The sequence below is a fragment of the Streptomyces sp. NPDC030798 genome, from assembly GCF_055572275.1.
Genome location: NZ_JBVIDR010000003.1, coordinates 94,748 through 108,936 on the forward strand (window position 1 = coordinate 94,748; position 14,189 = coordinate 108,936).

Consider the following 14,189-nt stretch of genomic DNA (forward strand, 5'->3'; position numbering starts at 1 on the left):
CCGCAAAAGAGGAGCAACCCACGTGCGCAGCAAGCCCGTTGGGACCGCTCCGTGGTGCGTTGGCTCCCCTATGTCAGTGATAGCATCCCCGCGTCTGCGACCTTGGTCCCCACCGGCCCGGTTGCCGTTCTGAGATCGCCCCCGTTCTCAACTCACCGGCGTCCGAGTCGTTCTGAGCGGTTGTGCCACGGATTCCTACGAGGCCCTCCGCCGATGGCTGCAGGCTACACATAGGAAAGGTTCCCATGAATCGAGACGCACTCGTGTGGTGCCTGGTTGCGGTGGCGGCGATCGCCGTCGGCGCGGCCCTGGTGCTCAGTCGTCGCAACAAGGCCATAGCGGCGAAGAGGCAGCAGGTCGAGGCCACCCTCACCCAGCGGCTGAGCGAGGCCGACAGCCAACTCGCCACCTTAAGAGGTGAGTTGCACCAGCACAAGGCCGAACACGCCAAGACCATCCAAGACGCGGAAGAGGCGGCGGAGGAGAGCACCAAGGCCGTTCTCAAGGGTTCCGCGCGCTTTCTGCAGAGCCTCGCCGCCGAACAGTTGACGCTGCTGGAGGAAATCCAGCGGAAGTACGGCGGTCATACCGTACTCGGCGATCTGCTGGAAGTCAGCCACGCCAATGCACAGATGGCGCGCAAGGCGCAGGGCATTGCCGTCATGTGCGGTGCGCCGCTGGGCCGCCGCAACAAACCGGCGAGCGTTTATGACGTGGTGCGCAGCGCGCAGGGCCAGATCCGTAATTTCCGGCGCGTCGAAATCATGCAGCAGACCGGTTTTGCGCTGAAGGCGTCCGCCGTTTCCCCGGTCGCCCTCGCCGTCGCCGAACTGCTTGACAACGCTGCCAGTTTCTCGCAGCAGGGTTCGCCCATCGAGGTCACTTTCCAGCGGGTGCAGAAGAACCTGTGCATCGTCATCGACGATGCCGGTGTCGGCATGAACGACGAGGAGCGGCAGAGGGCCTCCGCGCTGCTCTCCGGCGACTACCGCCCACGGCTGTCGCATCTCGGGAACCAGCCGAAGTTCGGTTTCCCGGTCATCGCGCTGCTGGCGCAGCAGTACGGATTCCGCGTCGACGTCACCGGTGTCTCCCGGTACGGCGGTGTCCGCGCGGTCGTCCTGCTGCCGGAGGAGCTGTGGACCGTGGAGGAGACGGCACCGGCCGGGGACTCCCAGATCAGCAGCATCCGTGACGCCGGCGCCCGTCCCGAGCCGGTGGCCCGCACCGCGGGCGGCCTGCCGCGCCGGGGAGCCCGCCAGGTACCCATCGCCAGTGTCCCCGACCGGGATCCCGCGGCGTCGCCGTCCGCGGCCCCGGAGGACGCCGGCCGCGCCGCGGCCCGCAGCCTCGGAGCCTTCCAGCGGGGCACGCTCTCGGGCCGCAACCTCGCCTCGGCGCCGTCCGAAGGGTCCGATGACGCATGACCACAGACCTGTCGTGGATGCTCGAGGACATCGTGCACAACGTGCCGCGGGCACGCCACGCTGTCCTGCTGTCCGCGGACGGCCTTCCCCGCGGGGCGACCGAGGGCCTGGACGCCAAGGACGTGCGGACGATCTCCGCCGCCATGGCGGGCATGCAGTCGCTCAGCCGGGCGACCTCGCACTTCGCCGGGCCGGGGGAGGACAGGCAGTGGAACCAGACGGTCATCGAGTTCTCGCACGGGTGGATCTTCCTCATCGGAGCGGGGCAGGGCGCCTATCTCGCGGCAGCGGCGGCGCCCGACGTCGACATGCAGCAGATCTCCTTCCGCATGCACCGGCTGGTCGCGCGGCTCGGCAACAACCTCACCTCGCCGCCCCGGGTGAACGCGGAGGGCGCCGACGGGCACCCCGGCCGGGGCCGGGCGCAGCAGGCGGCCGCGGGCAGCACCGGCATCCCCCTGGCGGACCTGGACGAGGTGGTCGGTGACGTGCGGGGCGCCCGGCACGCCGTGCTGCTCGGCGGGGACGGACTGCCCCGCGGCGCGACCACGGGAATGAGCCAGGACCTGGCGGACACCATCTCCGCGGCGATGACGGGCATTCACGCCTACAGCCGTGCGACGTCGCAGTTCGCCGGCGCGGCTGCGAACACGCAGTGGCGGCAGACGGTCATCGAGTTCCAGCACGGCTGGATCTTCCTGATCTCGGCCGGGCATGGCGCATTTCTGGCCGCGGCCGCCGAACACGACGCGGATATCGAGGAGTTCACCACCCGGTTGCATCAGGTGGTGCCCCGGTTGAGTGCATATCTGGTACCACGCGGGGAGGCGAGCGTCACGTGAATGACGAGCCGGACGAGGAACTGGAGCTGACCTCCGCATTAGTACCGCTCTTCGTGATCACGAACGGGCGGGGCCTGCCCCCGGAACACGCGTATGAGCGGACGACCCTGGTGTCCGCCCACGAGGACGCCGGTGCCGCGGCCCGGACGCTTTCCCCGGAGGCCGGTCAGGTTCTGGAGCTGGTCACGGACGGTTTTCTCTCCGTCGCCGAAGTGGCCGCCCACACGCATCTGCCGCTGGGGATCGTGCGGATTCTCCTGGCGCAGATGGAGGAGAGCGGTCTGATCATCGCGCGGAAGCCGGTGCCCCGCGCCGAACGGGTCGACCGGGAAGTGCTCAACGCCGTACTCGACGGCCTCAAAGCCCGATTCGGAGCGTGATTCGTGTACCTGGATTCAGGTGTCCTCACCGCGGTGAAGATCCTCGTGGTGGGGCACTTCGGGGTCGGGAAGACCACGTGCATCGGCAGCATCTCCGAGATCGAGCCGCTGCAGACCGAGGAAGAGATCACCGAAGCCAGTGTGGGGTTCGACGACCTGTCGGGGACCCCGGACAAGACCACCACCACGGTCGCCATGGACTTCGGCCGCCTGACCATCAGCGACGAGGTGGTGCTCTACCTCTTCGGCACGCCCGGCCAGGAGCGCTTCAAGGAGATGTGGGAGGAGCTGTCCCGGGGGGCACTGGGCGCGCTCGTCCTCGTGGACCCCGAGCGGCTGTCGGAGTCCTTCCCGGTCCTGGACCTGGTCGAGCGGTTCGGGCTGACGTACGCCATCGGCGTCAACCACTTCGACGGCACGACCGACTACCCGCTCGCGGAGATCCGTGAGGCGCTGAACCTGTCCGACCGGACGCCCGTCGTGGCCTGCGACGTGCGGGACCAGCAGTCGTCGGCGCAGGCCCTCATCACCCTCGTCCACCACCTACTGTCCCTTCTCGACTAGGAGCCTCCCCCGCATGCAGCAGCGTCCCGGCATAGCAGGGCCACCGCCCGGCTGCCCCGCCCACGGCAACGTCCAGCTCTACGGCCCGCAGTTCGGCTCCGATCCCGACGCCCACTACGCACACCTGCGCGGCCTCGGTCCGAGCGCGCCGGTCGACATCGCCCCCGGGGTGGAGGTCGAGTTGGTCACCAGCTACGACGCCGCCCTGTACATCCTGCAGAACCCCGCTTCGTTCGTCCGGGACTCGCGGCGCTGGCGCGCGCTGAACGAGGGACGCGTCCCGGAGGACAGCCCCGCGCTGCCCATGATGGGCTACCGGCCCAACGCGCTGTTCAGCGACGGGGCGGCGCACGCCCGCCTGCGCCAGGCGGTCACCGACAGTCTGGCGACCGTCAACGAGCTCCAGCTGGTGCGGCAGACCCAGCAGTCCGCCGACTACCTGATCAGCCGGTTCAGTTCGGACCGGCTCGGGCAGGCCGAGCTGATGGCCGAGTACGCCCAGCCGCTGCCGCTGCTGGTCTTCAGCGAGCTGTTCGGCTGCCCGCCGGAGATCGGTGACCGGGTCATCGTCGGCATCAGCGGCATCTTCGACGGCACGGCCGGCGCGGACCAGGTGCTCGGCGAGGCGCTCGGCGAGCTGATCGCGCTCAAGCGGCGCCGTCCCGGCTCGGATCTGACGACCCGCCTGATGGAGCACTCCGCGCAGCTCTCCGACGAGGAGGTGCTGCACCAGTTGGTGACGCTGCTCTCCGGTGGCACCGCGCCGCTGTCGGCGACGATCGGCACCAGCAGCGCGCTGATCCTCGGCGAGGAGTGGCAGACCGGGCTGCCGGTCGAGGACGCGGTCACCCAGGCGCTGTGGAACTACGCGCCGATCGCCAACTACGCGGCCCACTACCCCACGCACGACGTGGAGCTGGGCGGCAGGATCCTGCGGGCCGACGACCCCGTGGTGATCTCCTTCGCGGCGGCCAACACCGATCCGCGGCTGGCCGAACACCGCGAGCAGCTCAGCGCCAAGGCCCATCTGGCCTTCGGGGCCGGGCCGCACGCCTGCCCCGCCAAGGACCCGGCGTTCGTGATCGCCGTCACGGCCGTCGAGACCCTGCTCAACCGGCTGCCGGACGTCGAAGTCCGGGTGCCCTTCAAGGACTTGAGCTGGGTGCCGGCCCCGTGGAGCCGGTCTCTGGTGGCACTGCCGGTCCGGTTCACGCCGCGCGCGGCGGCGCCGGCACCCGCGCCGGCACCGGCGCCGCAGCCCGAGCCGCAGCCCGCCCCGCAGCACCGGGCGCCGGGCGGCACGGCGCACCATGCCGCGCCCAAGCCCAAACCGGGACTGTTCAGCCGCTTCCTGGCGTGGACGCGAGGAGAGTGACGTAGGCAACTCTCCCGACGAATAGTCATCTTGTATGTGTCAGTCGCGGGAGGGGTATGCATGGCGGCTGACACAGAAGATCATGAGGAGACGTCGTGGAGACTGCGATAACTCCGCCCTCGGACAGACGATTCGCCGTCTCGCTCCTCGCGCGGCTGCGCACTGCCCAGGGCCAGTCCAACCCCTTTCCGATATACGCGGAGTTGAGGTCGAGGGGTCCGGTGGTGGCAGCCCCGTGGGGAGGGCAGCTCATCACCGGCTTCGACCTGTGCGACCAGATCCTGCGCAGCCGTGACTGGCTGGAACCGGACGCCCGCTGGCGCGAGGGGCAGGGGGACGGCACCCGCTGGACGGCCCTCTCCTCGCGCGAGATGAGCCGGACCCTGCCCGCGCTCAACCCTCCGGTCCACACCGTGGTGCGCCGGTCGGCGGGCATGTTCGACCGCGCCTCCCTGGAGGAGATCGGCGGCACCCTGGAGCGCATCACCGGCAGGCTCCTCGACTCCCTCGCCGAGCAACTGCACGGCGGCGAGGCCGACTTCAACGCCCTGGTCAGCGAGGAGCTGCCGGTCGCCGCGATCGGGCACTGGCTCGGGCTGCCGGCCGCCGACTTCCCGCGGCTGCGCGAGCTCACCCACGACCAGGTCTTCACCCAGGAACTGCTGCCCTCCGCCAGCCAGTTGGCGCTGTCCGACGCGGCCACCGCGGAGCTGCGCGACTACTTCATGGACCTCGTGCGCCACCGGCGGACCCGCCCCGGCGACGACCCCGTCTCACGGTGGATCGGGGTGTGGGACGGCATGGAGAGCGACCGGGACAGGGCCGACGAGGCCGTCTACTTCCTGACGCTGTTCGTCCTGCTGGCGGCGTTGGAGACCACCTCCACGCTGCTGTCGACCATGACCTTACTGCTGCTCGAACACCCCCGGCAGTGGGAGTGGCTCACCGTCCACCCCGACCTGGTGCCCGCCGCGGTGGAAGAAACGTTGCGCTACGACCCGCCGACCCATGTGATCAGCCGCGTCGCCTCACAGGACTGCGTGCTCGGCGACATCGATGTCCGCAAGGACGAGATGGTCCACCTCATGGTGGGCGCCGCGCACCGCGACCCGGCCCGGCACGAGGACCCGGAGCTGTTCAACCTGCACCGCAAGCCGGCCCACCTCGCCTTCAGCGGGGGCATCCACTACTGCCTCGGCGCGCCCCTGGCCCGCCTGGAGGCCCAGACCCTGCTCCGCCAGCTGGTGCGGCGCTTCCCCCGCCTCACCCTCGTACGCCGGCCGTCGTGGGCCCCCCGAGTGGCCTTCCGGCGCCTGCTCAACCTGGACGTCGCCCTGTCATGACCGACCTCGTCACCCCCTCCCCCCACTTCCCGTACAAGGCCCTGCACGTCGAACACGACGGGCCGGTGCTCCGGGTACGGTTCACCCCCTCGGCGCAGGACGCCACGCTGACCGTCGCCGCCCTCGACGACCTGGCCGCCCTGCTGCACAGTCTTCACGACCGCCCCGACATCCGGGTGCTGCTGCTGTCCGCCGCCGGCGAGGACTTCTGCCTCGGCGCCGACCGGGAGGAGTACCGGGCCGCGCTGGCGGAGGACCCGACCGGCGCCGCCATGCGCCGGATCGCCGACAAGGCGTACCGCGTCTGCGACGCCCTGGAGAACACGCACGCGGTCACCATCGCCCGGCTGCACGGCAGGGTCATCGGCGCCGGCCTCGCGCTGGCCTCCTTCTGCGACCTGCGCGCCGGGGCCGACACCTGCCGCTTCCGGATGCCCGAGATCGGCATCGGCCTGCCGCCCGCGTGGGGCGGCGCCATGGGCCGGCTGATCGTGGAGGGCGGCGCCGCCCGCATCCGTGAACTCATGCTGACCTGCGAGACGTTCGACGCGGCCACCGCTCACCGCATCGGGCTCCTGCACAAGGTGGCGCCGCTGGACCAGCTGGACGCGACCGTGGCCGCCTGGGTCAGACCCCTCGTCCGCCGCTCCCCCGAAGCGCTCATCCTCACCAAGCGCATGTTCGCGGGCCACTCCCGCGCCGCCCGCACCGCCGACGTGGCCCTCCTGGACGCCCATCTCCTGACCGCCCAGCTCAACCGGCCCCGCCCGCACCAGGTGGCGGACCCCTCCTAGGGTCTTTCGTTCGGATCAGGCCGGATCAGGGAGCGGGCTCGCGAGCCCGGCGTGAACCGAACGAAGGGCACCGAGGCGCGTCCCCGAGCAGCTCCCCGGCGGGGCGGGCTCGAAAGGGCCGCCCCGCCGTGCATGTCCCGCGTGCGCGGTCAGTAGCTGGAGCCCAGCGTCTGCGTCGTGTACGCGCACTCGGTGTAGATGTATCCCGGCCGGAGCTTGGCCGTGTCCGACGCCGGGGTGGCGGTGCTGTCGCCGTGCGGCTTGTGCAGGAAGTACGTGGTGCCGACGGGCAGGCTCAGCGTGCGCTGCGGATAGTTCTTGCTGCTGGAGTTGCACGGCTTGAAGCCGATGCGGAGCGTGTCCGCCAGCGAGTACGACCGGCAGCTGCCGCAGCCCTTGAGGGTGAAGCTGCCGGTGACCGGGCCGGTGTAGAGGACGGTCACGTCGTGCGGGCTGTCGTTCTTGACCGTGACGGAGATGCTGCCGCCGGAGGCGGTGGTGGGCAGCTTCTTCCCGGCGCCCGGCAGGGTCTGGGCCACCTCGGCGCCGATGGCGATCTTCTTGGCGCGGTCCCGGTTCCTGCCGTGCTTGTTGTCGGAGACGTAGCTCTCCATGGTCTGCTGGGCGGCGTCGAAGTCGCCGTCCTTGTACTGGTCGACGCCGCAGGCGTACTCCCCCGCGTCCGAGCTGCGGCCCGCCCGGTCGGCGGACTTCGTCAGGTCGCCCGCGGTGTCGCCCGCGTTCCGGGACAGGTCGCCGATGCTGCTGCTCAGGCTGCGCAGCTGCTCGACGGCGCTGCAGGGGTCGCCGCCGGACACGGCCTTCTCGGCCTTCTTCACCTGTGCGTCGACGGCGGGTGCGACCCTGGTCGCGGACTCGGACCGGGGGAAGGTGGTGAGCAGGTCGCCGAAGCGCGTGACCCAGTCCTTGCCGCCGGCGTCGAGCCCGGCCGAACCGCACTCGTACAGCGAGGTGGCCAGGCGGTCGTCGGGCCACCGGGACAGCGATCCGAGGTCCTTCTCCGGCATGGTGCCGGGCACCGTGCGCAGGTACTTGAGCGGCTCGATGGCGTCGCAGTACTGCCGGTGGCCGTAGGCGGCGGCGACCGTGGTGTAGTACGTCCGCATGCGGTCGGGCACCTGGTCGGCCGCGCGGGAACCGGCATGGTGGACGGCGAGGTCCCGGTAGACGTCCAGGGCGTCGCGGTAGTCGGACTGGGCGGTGGCGAACCGGTGCCGTCCGGCCGCCGTCACCATGTGGTCGGCCTTCTCCAGGCGGTCCAGCAGCGCCTGCTGCACGGCTTCCTCGTGCGCGTCGTCGTACCACACCGCGCCGCCCGCCGGCACGGCGAGCAGCAGCACGCCGAGCACGAGGGCGAGGGGTGCCCGGCCGGGCCAGGTCAGCCGGGTGCGCAGTCCGACGGTCGCGCCGTGCACGGCGGCGAGCAGCAGCAGCAGGGCGTAGACGACGAGCGCGATCCCCGGGACGCCGTCGGCGTCGGCGGGCAGGGCGACGAGCAGCAGGACGACGGTCGCCACCCAGCAGGCGGCCATCGGGATCCATCTTCGCACCAGCGCGTACCCGAGCCCGAGACCGCTCAGGTTCGCCACCGCGACCGCGGCGGCCCGGAGCCCGTCCGGCGGCGCCGGCGGCGGTGCGGACGGCATCGGCGGCACGAACGCCGGATTCGGACCGTACGGATAACCAGACATGACGGGCTCCCCCCCGATTTCAACTGCCCCCGTGTACCTGCGGATCGGCCAGTGTACGGCCCGTACGGGCGGCCCCGACAGTGGGTGTCCGGAGAACCGGGGCACCACGGCGGGTATCCGCAAGGCACGGACGCCCCAGGGGTTGCGCAGGGCCCGGAGCCCCGCCGCCGTGAGGGTCTGCGGGCGCCGGGGGCCGGGGCACGGGACACTTGAGGGGCAGCGGCCGGCGAGCTGGGGCGGGAGGCGAGGGTGGTGATCGCCGTCAATCCGACGGACAGCGCCTCGCTGCTCGCTGCCTTCGGCGCGCTGGGCGTCCTGGTGGTGCTCTTCGCCGAGTCCGGTCTGCTGGTCGTCGGCTTCTTCCTGCCCGGCGACACGCTGCTGTTCCCGGCGGGTGTGCTGTGCGCCACGAGCTCCGGCCAGCCGGCGCGGCTCGAGCTGTGGCAGGTACTGCTGTGCGCGGCCGTGGGCGCGGTGGCCGGGGGGCAGGTGGGGTATCTGCTGGGGCGGCACGGCGGGCGGGCCCTCCTCGGCCGCACCTCGAGCCCGCGGGTGAGGAAGGGCGCGGCGCGGGCCGAGCGGCTCCTGGCCCGCTACGGCTACGGCAAGGCGCTCGTCCTGGGGCGCTTCATCCCGATGGTGCGGACCGTGCTGCACCCGGCGGCCGGTGCGCTCGGGGTGCCGGCGCGGCCGTTCACCGTGTGGCAGTCCGTGGGCGGCGTGCTGTGGTCCCAGAGCCTCGTGCTCGCCGGGTACCTGCTCGGCTCCTCGGTCTCCCACGTGGACGACTATCTGCTGCCGCTGGTCGCGGTGATCGTCGTGCTCTCGCTGCTGCCGCTGCTGGCGGAGGCCCGCCGGACGCGGCGCGCCCGGCGGGACCGCTCGGGTGGGGACGGCGGCTGACGTCCGGCACGGTCAGCCGAGACCCCAGGCGTGGCCGAGCCGGTAGGCGGCGCACAGGTGGACGTCGAGGAGGTACGGGCCGGTCGTGCCGCAGCCGGTCGCCGGGTCGACGGGCTGGCCGTGGCCCATGCCGGTGATGCCGTACGTCTCCACCACGGGCCGCCCGGCGGGGTCGTCGTAGACCTGGTGCGGGTATCCGGCCACGGTGTCGGAGAGGTCCGCGTGCTGGTCGGCGCCCTGGACGTCGGTCCACTGGGCGACCAGGTCCGTCATGTTCGACGGCTTCACGGTGCCGTCCGCGGTGCCCTGGAAGACGGTGAGAGCGGGCCAGGGGCCGGTGTAACCGGGGCGGGCGGTGCGGACGCGGTCGCCCCACTGGCCGGGTGCCTGGCGCGCCCAGCCGTACATGCACGGGTACGGGCCCCCGGCCGCGGCGGCGCAGTCGTAGGGCAGCCCGGCGACGATGCCCGCCGCCCGGAACCGCTCCGGGTACGTCGCCATCATCACCGCCGTCATCCCGCCGCCGGCGGACAGGCCGGTGACGAAGACGCGGGAGGGGTCGCCGTGGACGTCGGCGAGCTGGCGGTCGACCATCTGGGCGATCGAGGCGGCCTCGCCGTCGCCGCGCTCGATGTCACCGGGCTGGAACCAGTCGAAGCATGCGCCGAGGTTGTTGGCCGTGCTCTGCTGCGGGGCCACCACGGAGAAGTGCCAGCGGTCCGCGAGCGCGGTCCAGCCGCTGTCGACGGCGTACCCGGCGTTCTGGGTGCAGCCGTGCAGCACGACGACGACGGGGGCGTTCGCCGGCAGGTCCGGGGGGTCGTGGCGGAACATGCGCAGGGCGCCGGGGTTGGTGCCGAAGGCGGTGACTTCGGTCAGCGTGGCGGCCGCGGCCGCCGCAGGGGGTGTGAGGAGACCGGCGGTGAGGGCGGCCACGAGGGCCACCAGGACGGCGGTCAGACGTGCGGCTGAGGTCTGCATGCCGGGATGGTGAGGGAGCGGGCGGCCCGGCGACATGGGCCCGGGCCCCACAATGCGCCGCCGGGCCATGGTGCGGGGCCGGCGGCCGGCCTCCGCGGGTGACGGTCGCTCAGGCTCGGGCGGCACGGGCGCACGCAGATGTCCGCTCTCCTTCCCCCTCCCGTCCCCTGAGCGGCCCAATGGCGGTCCGCCGGAGGGGCGAGCGGGCGTGATGGGTGTGACCGTGGTGGAAGGGATGGCGCGGTGCACCGGTGTGAGGAGGCGGAATGGCCGAGACGGGCGGCGGCAGCGGTACGGCGTGCGCTGCCGTGGCGGGCGAGGCAGCGGCGGCGGACGAGGCGTCCGGCGACGACTTCGCGCGCATGAGCGGCGTGGCCGACGCGGTCCTGTACGAGGGGTATCTGCTGTACCCGTACCGCCGGTCCTCCGCCAAGAACCGCGTCCGCTGGCAGTTCGGGGTACTGCTGCCCCGGAACCGGGCGGAGGCGGACGGGCCCGTCGTCCCGGGGGTGTCCGGCTCCGCGGACTCCTGGTACCAGCAGACCGAGTGCCCGGTACGGGTCCGGCGGCCCGGCGCGGTCGTCCGGGTGCGGGTGCGCTACCTGCAACTGCAGTACAAGCAGGTGGAGGCGGCCGGTGCGGACGGCCGGTACGAACCGGTGGAGTCCCTGCGGACGGACGACGGCACGGCCCATCTCACCTTCGAGGAGGCGGTCCCGCACGAAGTCGCCCTGGAGTGGCCGCTGGAGGAGTTGCTGCGCGGCGCGTGCGGCGCCGACGCCGGGGCGCCGGCCGGGGCGGAGACCGAGCTGCTGCCCGGCGGCGCCGGGCGGGTCGTGCGGCGGCGTGCGGAGGTCCGGGCGCGGACCACGGTCGTGGCCGAGCGGATCACCGACGACCTGTGCCGGCTGCGGGTGCGCACGGAGAACACCGGGCGCGCCCAGGACCCCCACGGTCCTCGGGGCGAGGTGCTGGGGCAGGCGCTGCTGGCCGCCCACACGCTGATCGGCGGTGACGGGGTGGAGTTCGTCTCGCTGATCGATCCGCCCGCCGCGCTGGCGGAGCACGTGCGCGGCTGCCGCAACGCGTTCACGTTCCCGGTGCTCGGCGGCGGGGCCCAGGAGACGGGCGGGACCGGTCCCGTGGTGCTCTCCGCGCCGATCATCCTCCCGGACCGTCCGCAGGTGGCCCCGGAGAGCCCGGGCGACCTGCACGACGCGGCGGAGATCGACGAGATCCTGACGCTGCGCACGATGCTGCTGACGGACGAGGAGAAGGCCGAGGCCCGCGCCACCGACCCGCGGGCCGCGCAGATCCTCGACCGCGTCGACACCATGCCCCGAGAGGTCTTCGCCCGCCTGCACGGCGCCATCCGCTCCCTCACCCCGGCGACACCCGAGAACACCCCGATCTCCACGACTCCCGAGACGCACGCGACACCGGCGGCCGAGGTCCCCGAAGCCGACGCGCCCCGTGAGGCCCTGACGGCCTTGGCGACGGTCGCGGCCTGCGAAACCCACGGGCCGCGCAAGGCGTCGCCGGCCCCCGGGGCCGCCGCGACCGCCGAGGCACCCGAAGCCCCCACGCCCCGCAAGGCCCCCGCGACGCCCACGGCATCCGCGGGCTGCGAAGCCGCCGGGCCGGGCGGGGCATCAGCGACCCACGACGCCACCGCGATCCCCGTGGCCCCCGCAGCCGGCGCGTCCCGCGTGGTCGACGTGAGCCGCGATGCGCGGGCGGCCTGCGTGGTTCCCGCGACAGCCGCCCCCCAGCAGCCCCCCGCGCCGGAGCGGTCCGCATGGTGGGCGGAGGGTGGTGACGACGGGCTGTCGCCGGTGTCCGACACGGTGGTGGTCGGCGGGGTGGCCGTCGGGCGCGGTGCACGGGTCCGGTTGCGGCCGCGGGCCCGGGGTGCCGATGCCCAGGACATGTTCCTGGCGGGGCGGTCGGCCCGGGTGGCCGGGGTGTTCCACGACGTGGACGGCAGCGTGCACCTCGCGGTGACCGTCGACGACGATCCCGCCGCCGAACTGCACGGCTGGTACGGCCGTTTCCACTACTTCCGGCCCGACGAGCTCGAACCGCTGTCGTCCGCGGACGCGCCGGGCCCGGTGCACGAACCCCGGCCGCAGTCCCCGCGGCCCCGATGGCCGGCCGGCAGGCCGGAGGAGGGACGGCCCTATGGACGCCCTTGAGGTGCTGGCGCACGACCACCGGATGGTGGAGCAGCTGTTCCGCGACTACGACGCCGCCGCTTCCGACCGGCAGCGCCGCGGCGTGGTGGAACTGCTGGTGCGCGAGCTGTCCAAGCACGCCGCCCTGGAGGAGATGCTCCTCTACCCCCTGGCCAAGAAGGTGCTCCCGGACGGTGAGCGGGAGATCGACGAGCACCTGAACGAGCACATGGCGGTGAAGAAGACGCTGGTCGAACTCGACCGGCTCGGCGAGGGCGACCGGCGAGCCGACGACCTCGTGGCCGAGCTGCAGCGCGAGGTCACGGAGCACATCCGGGAGGAGGAGGGCGTCCTGATGCCCCGTCTGCGGGAGGCCGTCTCCCCGCAGGACCTGGACGAGCTCGGCCAGTTGATCGGCCGGGCCAAGCGCGGCGCGCCGACCCGGCCGCACCCGCACGCCCCCGTCCAGCCACCCGCACTCACCCTCGCGGCCCCGGTGGCCGCGGCCTACGACCGACTCCGAGACCGATTGCAGCGGAGGCCGACGACATGACCACTCAGAGCGGTACCACCGAGGTGCGCGGCGAGACCAGCCGGTCCGAGGAGCGCAAGGGACTGGACGAGATCCACATCCTCTGGATCTCCGAGGGCATGAGCTGCGACGGCGACACCGTGTCGCTGACCGCCGCCGGCCAGCCCTCCATCGAGGACGTGGTGCTGGGTCTCATCCCCGGCCTGCCCAAGGTGAACCTGGTCAACAAGGTGCTCTCCCCGAGCCTGGGCGGCGAGGACTTCCTCGCACCGTACCGAGCGGCCGCGCGAGGTGAACTGTCCCCGTTCATCCTCGTCATCGAGGGATCCATCCCGAACCAGAACATCATCGAGGGCGGCGGCTACTGGACGTCGTTCGGCAACGACCCGGACACCGGAGAGCCGCAGACGCTCAACTGGTGGATCGACCAACTGGCGCCGAAGGCCTGGGCGGTGGTCGCCGCCGGCACCTGTGCGACGTACGGCGGCATCCACGCGATGGCCGGCAACCCGACCGGCTGCATGGGACTCGCGGACTACCTGGGCTGGGACTTCAAGTCGACGGCGGGCCTGCCGGTGGTCAACGTCCCCGGCTGCCCCATCCAGCCGGAGAACTTCATGGAGACCCTGGTCTGGGTGCTCCAGCACGCCGCCGGTGCCGCGCCGCCGCCCCCGCTGGACCACATGCTGCGTCCGCAGTGGCTGTTCGGCAAGACCGTGCACGAGGGCTGCGACCGGGGTTCGTACTACGAGCAGGCCGACTTCGGCGTCGACTACAACTCCCCCAAGTGCCTGGTCAAGACGGGGTGCTGGGGTCCGGTGGTCAACTGCAACGTGCCCAAGCGCGGCTGGATGGCCGGCATCGGCGGCTGCCCGAACGTCGGCGGCATCTGCATCGGCTGCACGATGCCCGGCTTCCCGGACGCGTTCATGCCGTTCATGGACGAACCCCCCGGCGGCACCTTGTCGTCGATGGTCATCAAGCCGTACGGAGCCGTCGTGCGCCGGCTGCGCGGCCTGACCAACGTCATGGTGAACCACGAGCCCAAGTGGCGGCACAACAAGCAGAAGCTGACCAGCGGTTACGACCCGCACTGGCGTGCGTGACCGCACGTCCCGCCTCCCCACCGACCCGCCCGACCCGAACAGCGAGGGACGACACC

General features: G+C 72.2%; 13 protein-coding genes. 11 read left to right on the forward strand and 2 right to left on the reverse strand.

Annotated elements, in window-relative coordinates; all coding sequences use genetic code 11:
* Positions 1–245 precede the first annotated feature (245 nt).
* The 7 genes from ACZ404_RS08730 to ACZ404_RS08760 all read left to right on the forward strand — a co-directional run bounded on the left by ACZ404_RS08730 (position 246) and on the right by ACZ404_RS08760 (position 6,725).
* Positions 246–1,427 (forward strand): ATP-binding protein, encoded by a 1,182-nt coding sequence (locus ACZ404_RS08730; protein ID WP_468437373.1) that lies wholly within the window; start codon positions 246–248, stop codon positions 1,425–1,427.
* A complete protein-coding gene (locus tag ACZ404_RS08735) occupies positions 1,424–2,269 on the forward strand; it encodes a roadblock/LC7 domain-containing protein (RefSeq protein WP_468437375.1) in 846 nt (281 codons plus the stop codon). The genes ACZ404_RS08730 and ACZ404_RS08735 overlap by 4 nt, the downstream gene beginning before the upstream one ends.
* Positions 2,266–2,649: a DUF742 domain-containing protein gene (locus tag ACZ404_RS08740; RefSeq protein WP_468437377.1), complete on the forward strand. Its 384-nt coding sequence runs from the start codon at positions 2,266–2,268 to the stop codon at positions 2,647–2,649. The genes ACZ404_RS08735 and ACZ404_RS08740 overlap by 4 nt, the downstream gene beginning before the upstream one ends.
* A 3-nt stretch (positions 2,650–2,652) precedes the next feature.
* On the forward strand, positions 2,653–3,213 hold the full coding sequence (locus tag ACZ404_RS08745; protein ID WP_468437379.1) for a GTP-binding protein: 561 nt from the start codon (positions 2,653–2,655) through the stop codon (positions 3,211–3,213).
* A gap of 13 nt (positions 3,214–3,226) precedes the next feature.
* Positions 3,227–4,588: a cytochrome P450 family protein gene (locus ACZ404_RS08750; protein WP_468437381.1), complete on the forward strand. Its 1,362-nt coding sequence runs from the start codon at positions 3,227–3,229 to the stop codon at positions 4,586–4,588.
* A gap of 95 nt (positions 4,589–4,683) precedes the next feature.
* The gene (locus ACZ404_RS08755) at positions 4,684–5,931 is read left to right on the forward strand and encodes a cytochrome P450 (RefSeq protein WP_468437383.1); all 1,248 of its coding nucleotides are present in this window, start codon (positions 4,684–4,686) and stop codon (positions 5,929–5,931) included.
* Positions 5,928–6,725, forward strand: a complete 798-nt coding sequence (locus ACZ404_RS08760; RefSeq protein WP_468437385.1) for an enoyl-CoA hydratase/isomerase family protein — start codon at positions 5,928–5,930, stop codon at positions 6,723–6,725. The genes ACZ404_RS08755 and ACZ404_RS08760 overlap by 4 nt, the downstream gene beginning before the upstream one ends.
* Before the next feature lie 149 nt (positions 6,726–6,874).
* Here the strand turns inward: ACZ404_RS08760 and ACZ404_RS08765 are convergent, their stop codons facing one another.
* Complete coding sequence (locus ACZ404_RS08765; protein ID WP_468437387.1) at positions 6,875–8,437, reverse strand: hypothetical protein; 1,563 nt, start codon at positions 8,435–8,437, stop codon at positions 6,875–6,877.
* A 252-nt stretch (positions 8,438–8,689) separates the two neighbouring features.
* Here ACZ404_RS08765 and ACZ404_RS08770 point away from each other — a divergent pair, with 252 nt between their 5' ends.
* Positions 8,690–9,340, forward strand: a complete 651-nt coding sequence (locus ACZ404_RS08770; protein WP_468438128.1) for a DedA family protein — start codon at positions 8,690–8,692, stop codon at positions 9,338–9,340.
* Between the two features lie 12 nt (positions 9,341–9,352).
* Here ACZ404_RS08770 and ACZ404_RS08775 read toward each other — a convergent pair whose 3' ends face one another.
* Positions 9,353–10,321: an extracellular catalytic domain type 1 short-chain-length polyhydroxyalkanoate depolymerase gene (locus ACZ404_RS08775; protein ID WP_468437388.1), complete on the reverse strand. Its 969-nt coding sequence runs from the start codon at positions 10,319–10,321 to the stop codon at positions 9,353–9,355.
* Between the two features lie 266 nt (positions 10,322–10,587).
* Here ACZ404_RS08775 and ACZ404_RS08780 point away from each other — a divergent pair, with 266 nt between their 5' ends.
* From ACZ404_RS08780 to ACZ404_RS08790, 3 genes are read left to right on the forward strand one after another with little or no spacing between them, the layout of a single operon-like run.
* Complete coding sequence (locus ACZ404_RS08780) at positions 10,588–12,516, forward strand: hypothetical protein (protein WP_468437390.1); 1,929 nt, start codon at positions 10,588–10,590, stop codon at positions 12,514–12,516.
* On the forward strand, positions 12,503–13,048 hold the full coding sequence (locus tag ACZ404_RS08785; protein WP_468437392.1) for a hemerythrin domain-containing protein: 546 nt from the start codon (positions 12,503–12,505) through the stop codon (positions 13,046–13,048). Before ACZ404_RS08780 ends, ACZ404_RS08785 begins: the two co-directional genes overlap by 14 nt.
* On the forward strand, positions 13,045–14,133 hold the full coding sequence (locus ACZ404_RS08790) for an NADH-quinone oxidoreductase subunit B family protein (RefSeq protein ID WP_468437394.1): 1,089 nt from the start codon (positions 13,045–13,047) through the stop codon (positions 14,131–14,133). The genes ACZ404_RS08785 and ACZ404_RS08790 overlap by 4 nt, the downstream gene beginning before the upstream one ends.
* Positions 14,134–14,189 lie beyond the last annotated feature (56 nt).

Excerpts from the sequence above, each read along its gene's own strand:
- ACZ404_RS08730 (WP_468437373.1), top strand. The coding sequence starts at position 246 with ATGAATCGAGACGCACTCGTGTGGTGCCTGGTTGCGGTGGCGGCGATC.
- ACZ404_RS08765 (WP_468437387.1), bottom strand. The coding sequence starts at position 8,437 with ATGTCTGGTTATCCGTACGGTCCGAATCCGGCGTTCGTGCCGCCGATG.
- ACZ404_RS08790 (WP_468437394.1), top strand. The coding sequence starts at position 13,045 with ATGACCACTCAGAGCGGTACCACCGAGGTGCGCGGCGAGACCAGCCGG.
- ACZ404_RS08750 (WP_468437381.1), top strand. The coding sequence starts at position 3,227 with ATGCAGCAGCGTCCCGGCATAGCAGGGCCACCGCCCGGCTGCCCCGCC.
- ACZ404_RS08760 (WP_468437385.1), top strand. The coding sequence starts at position 5,928 with ATGACCGACCTCGTCACCCCCTCCCCCCACTTCCCGTACAAGGCCCTG.
- ACZ404_RS08735 (WP_468437375.1), top strand. The coding sequence starts at position 1,424 with ATGACCACAGACCTGTCGTGGATGCTCGAGGACATCGTGCACAACGTG.
- ACZ404_RS08785 (WP_468437392.1), top strand. The coding sequence starts at position 12,503 with ATGGACGCCCTTGAGGTGCTGGCGCACGACCACCGGATGGTGGAGCAG.
- ACZ404_RS08780 (WP_468437390.1), top strand. The coding sequence starts at position 10,588 with ATGGCCGAGACGGGCGGCGGCAGCGGTACGGCGTGCGCTGCCGTGGCG.
- ACZ404_RS08775 (WP_468437388.1), bottom strand. The coding sequence starts at position 10,321 with ATGCAGACCTCAGCCGCACGTCTGACCGCCGTCCTGGTGGCCCTCGTG.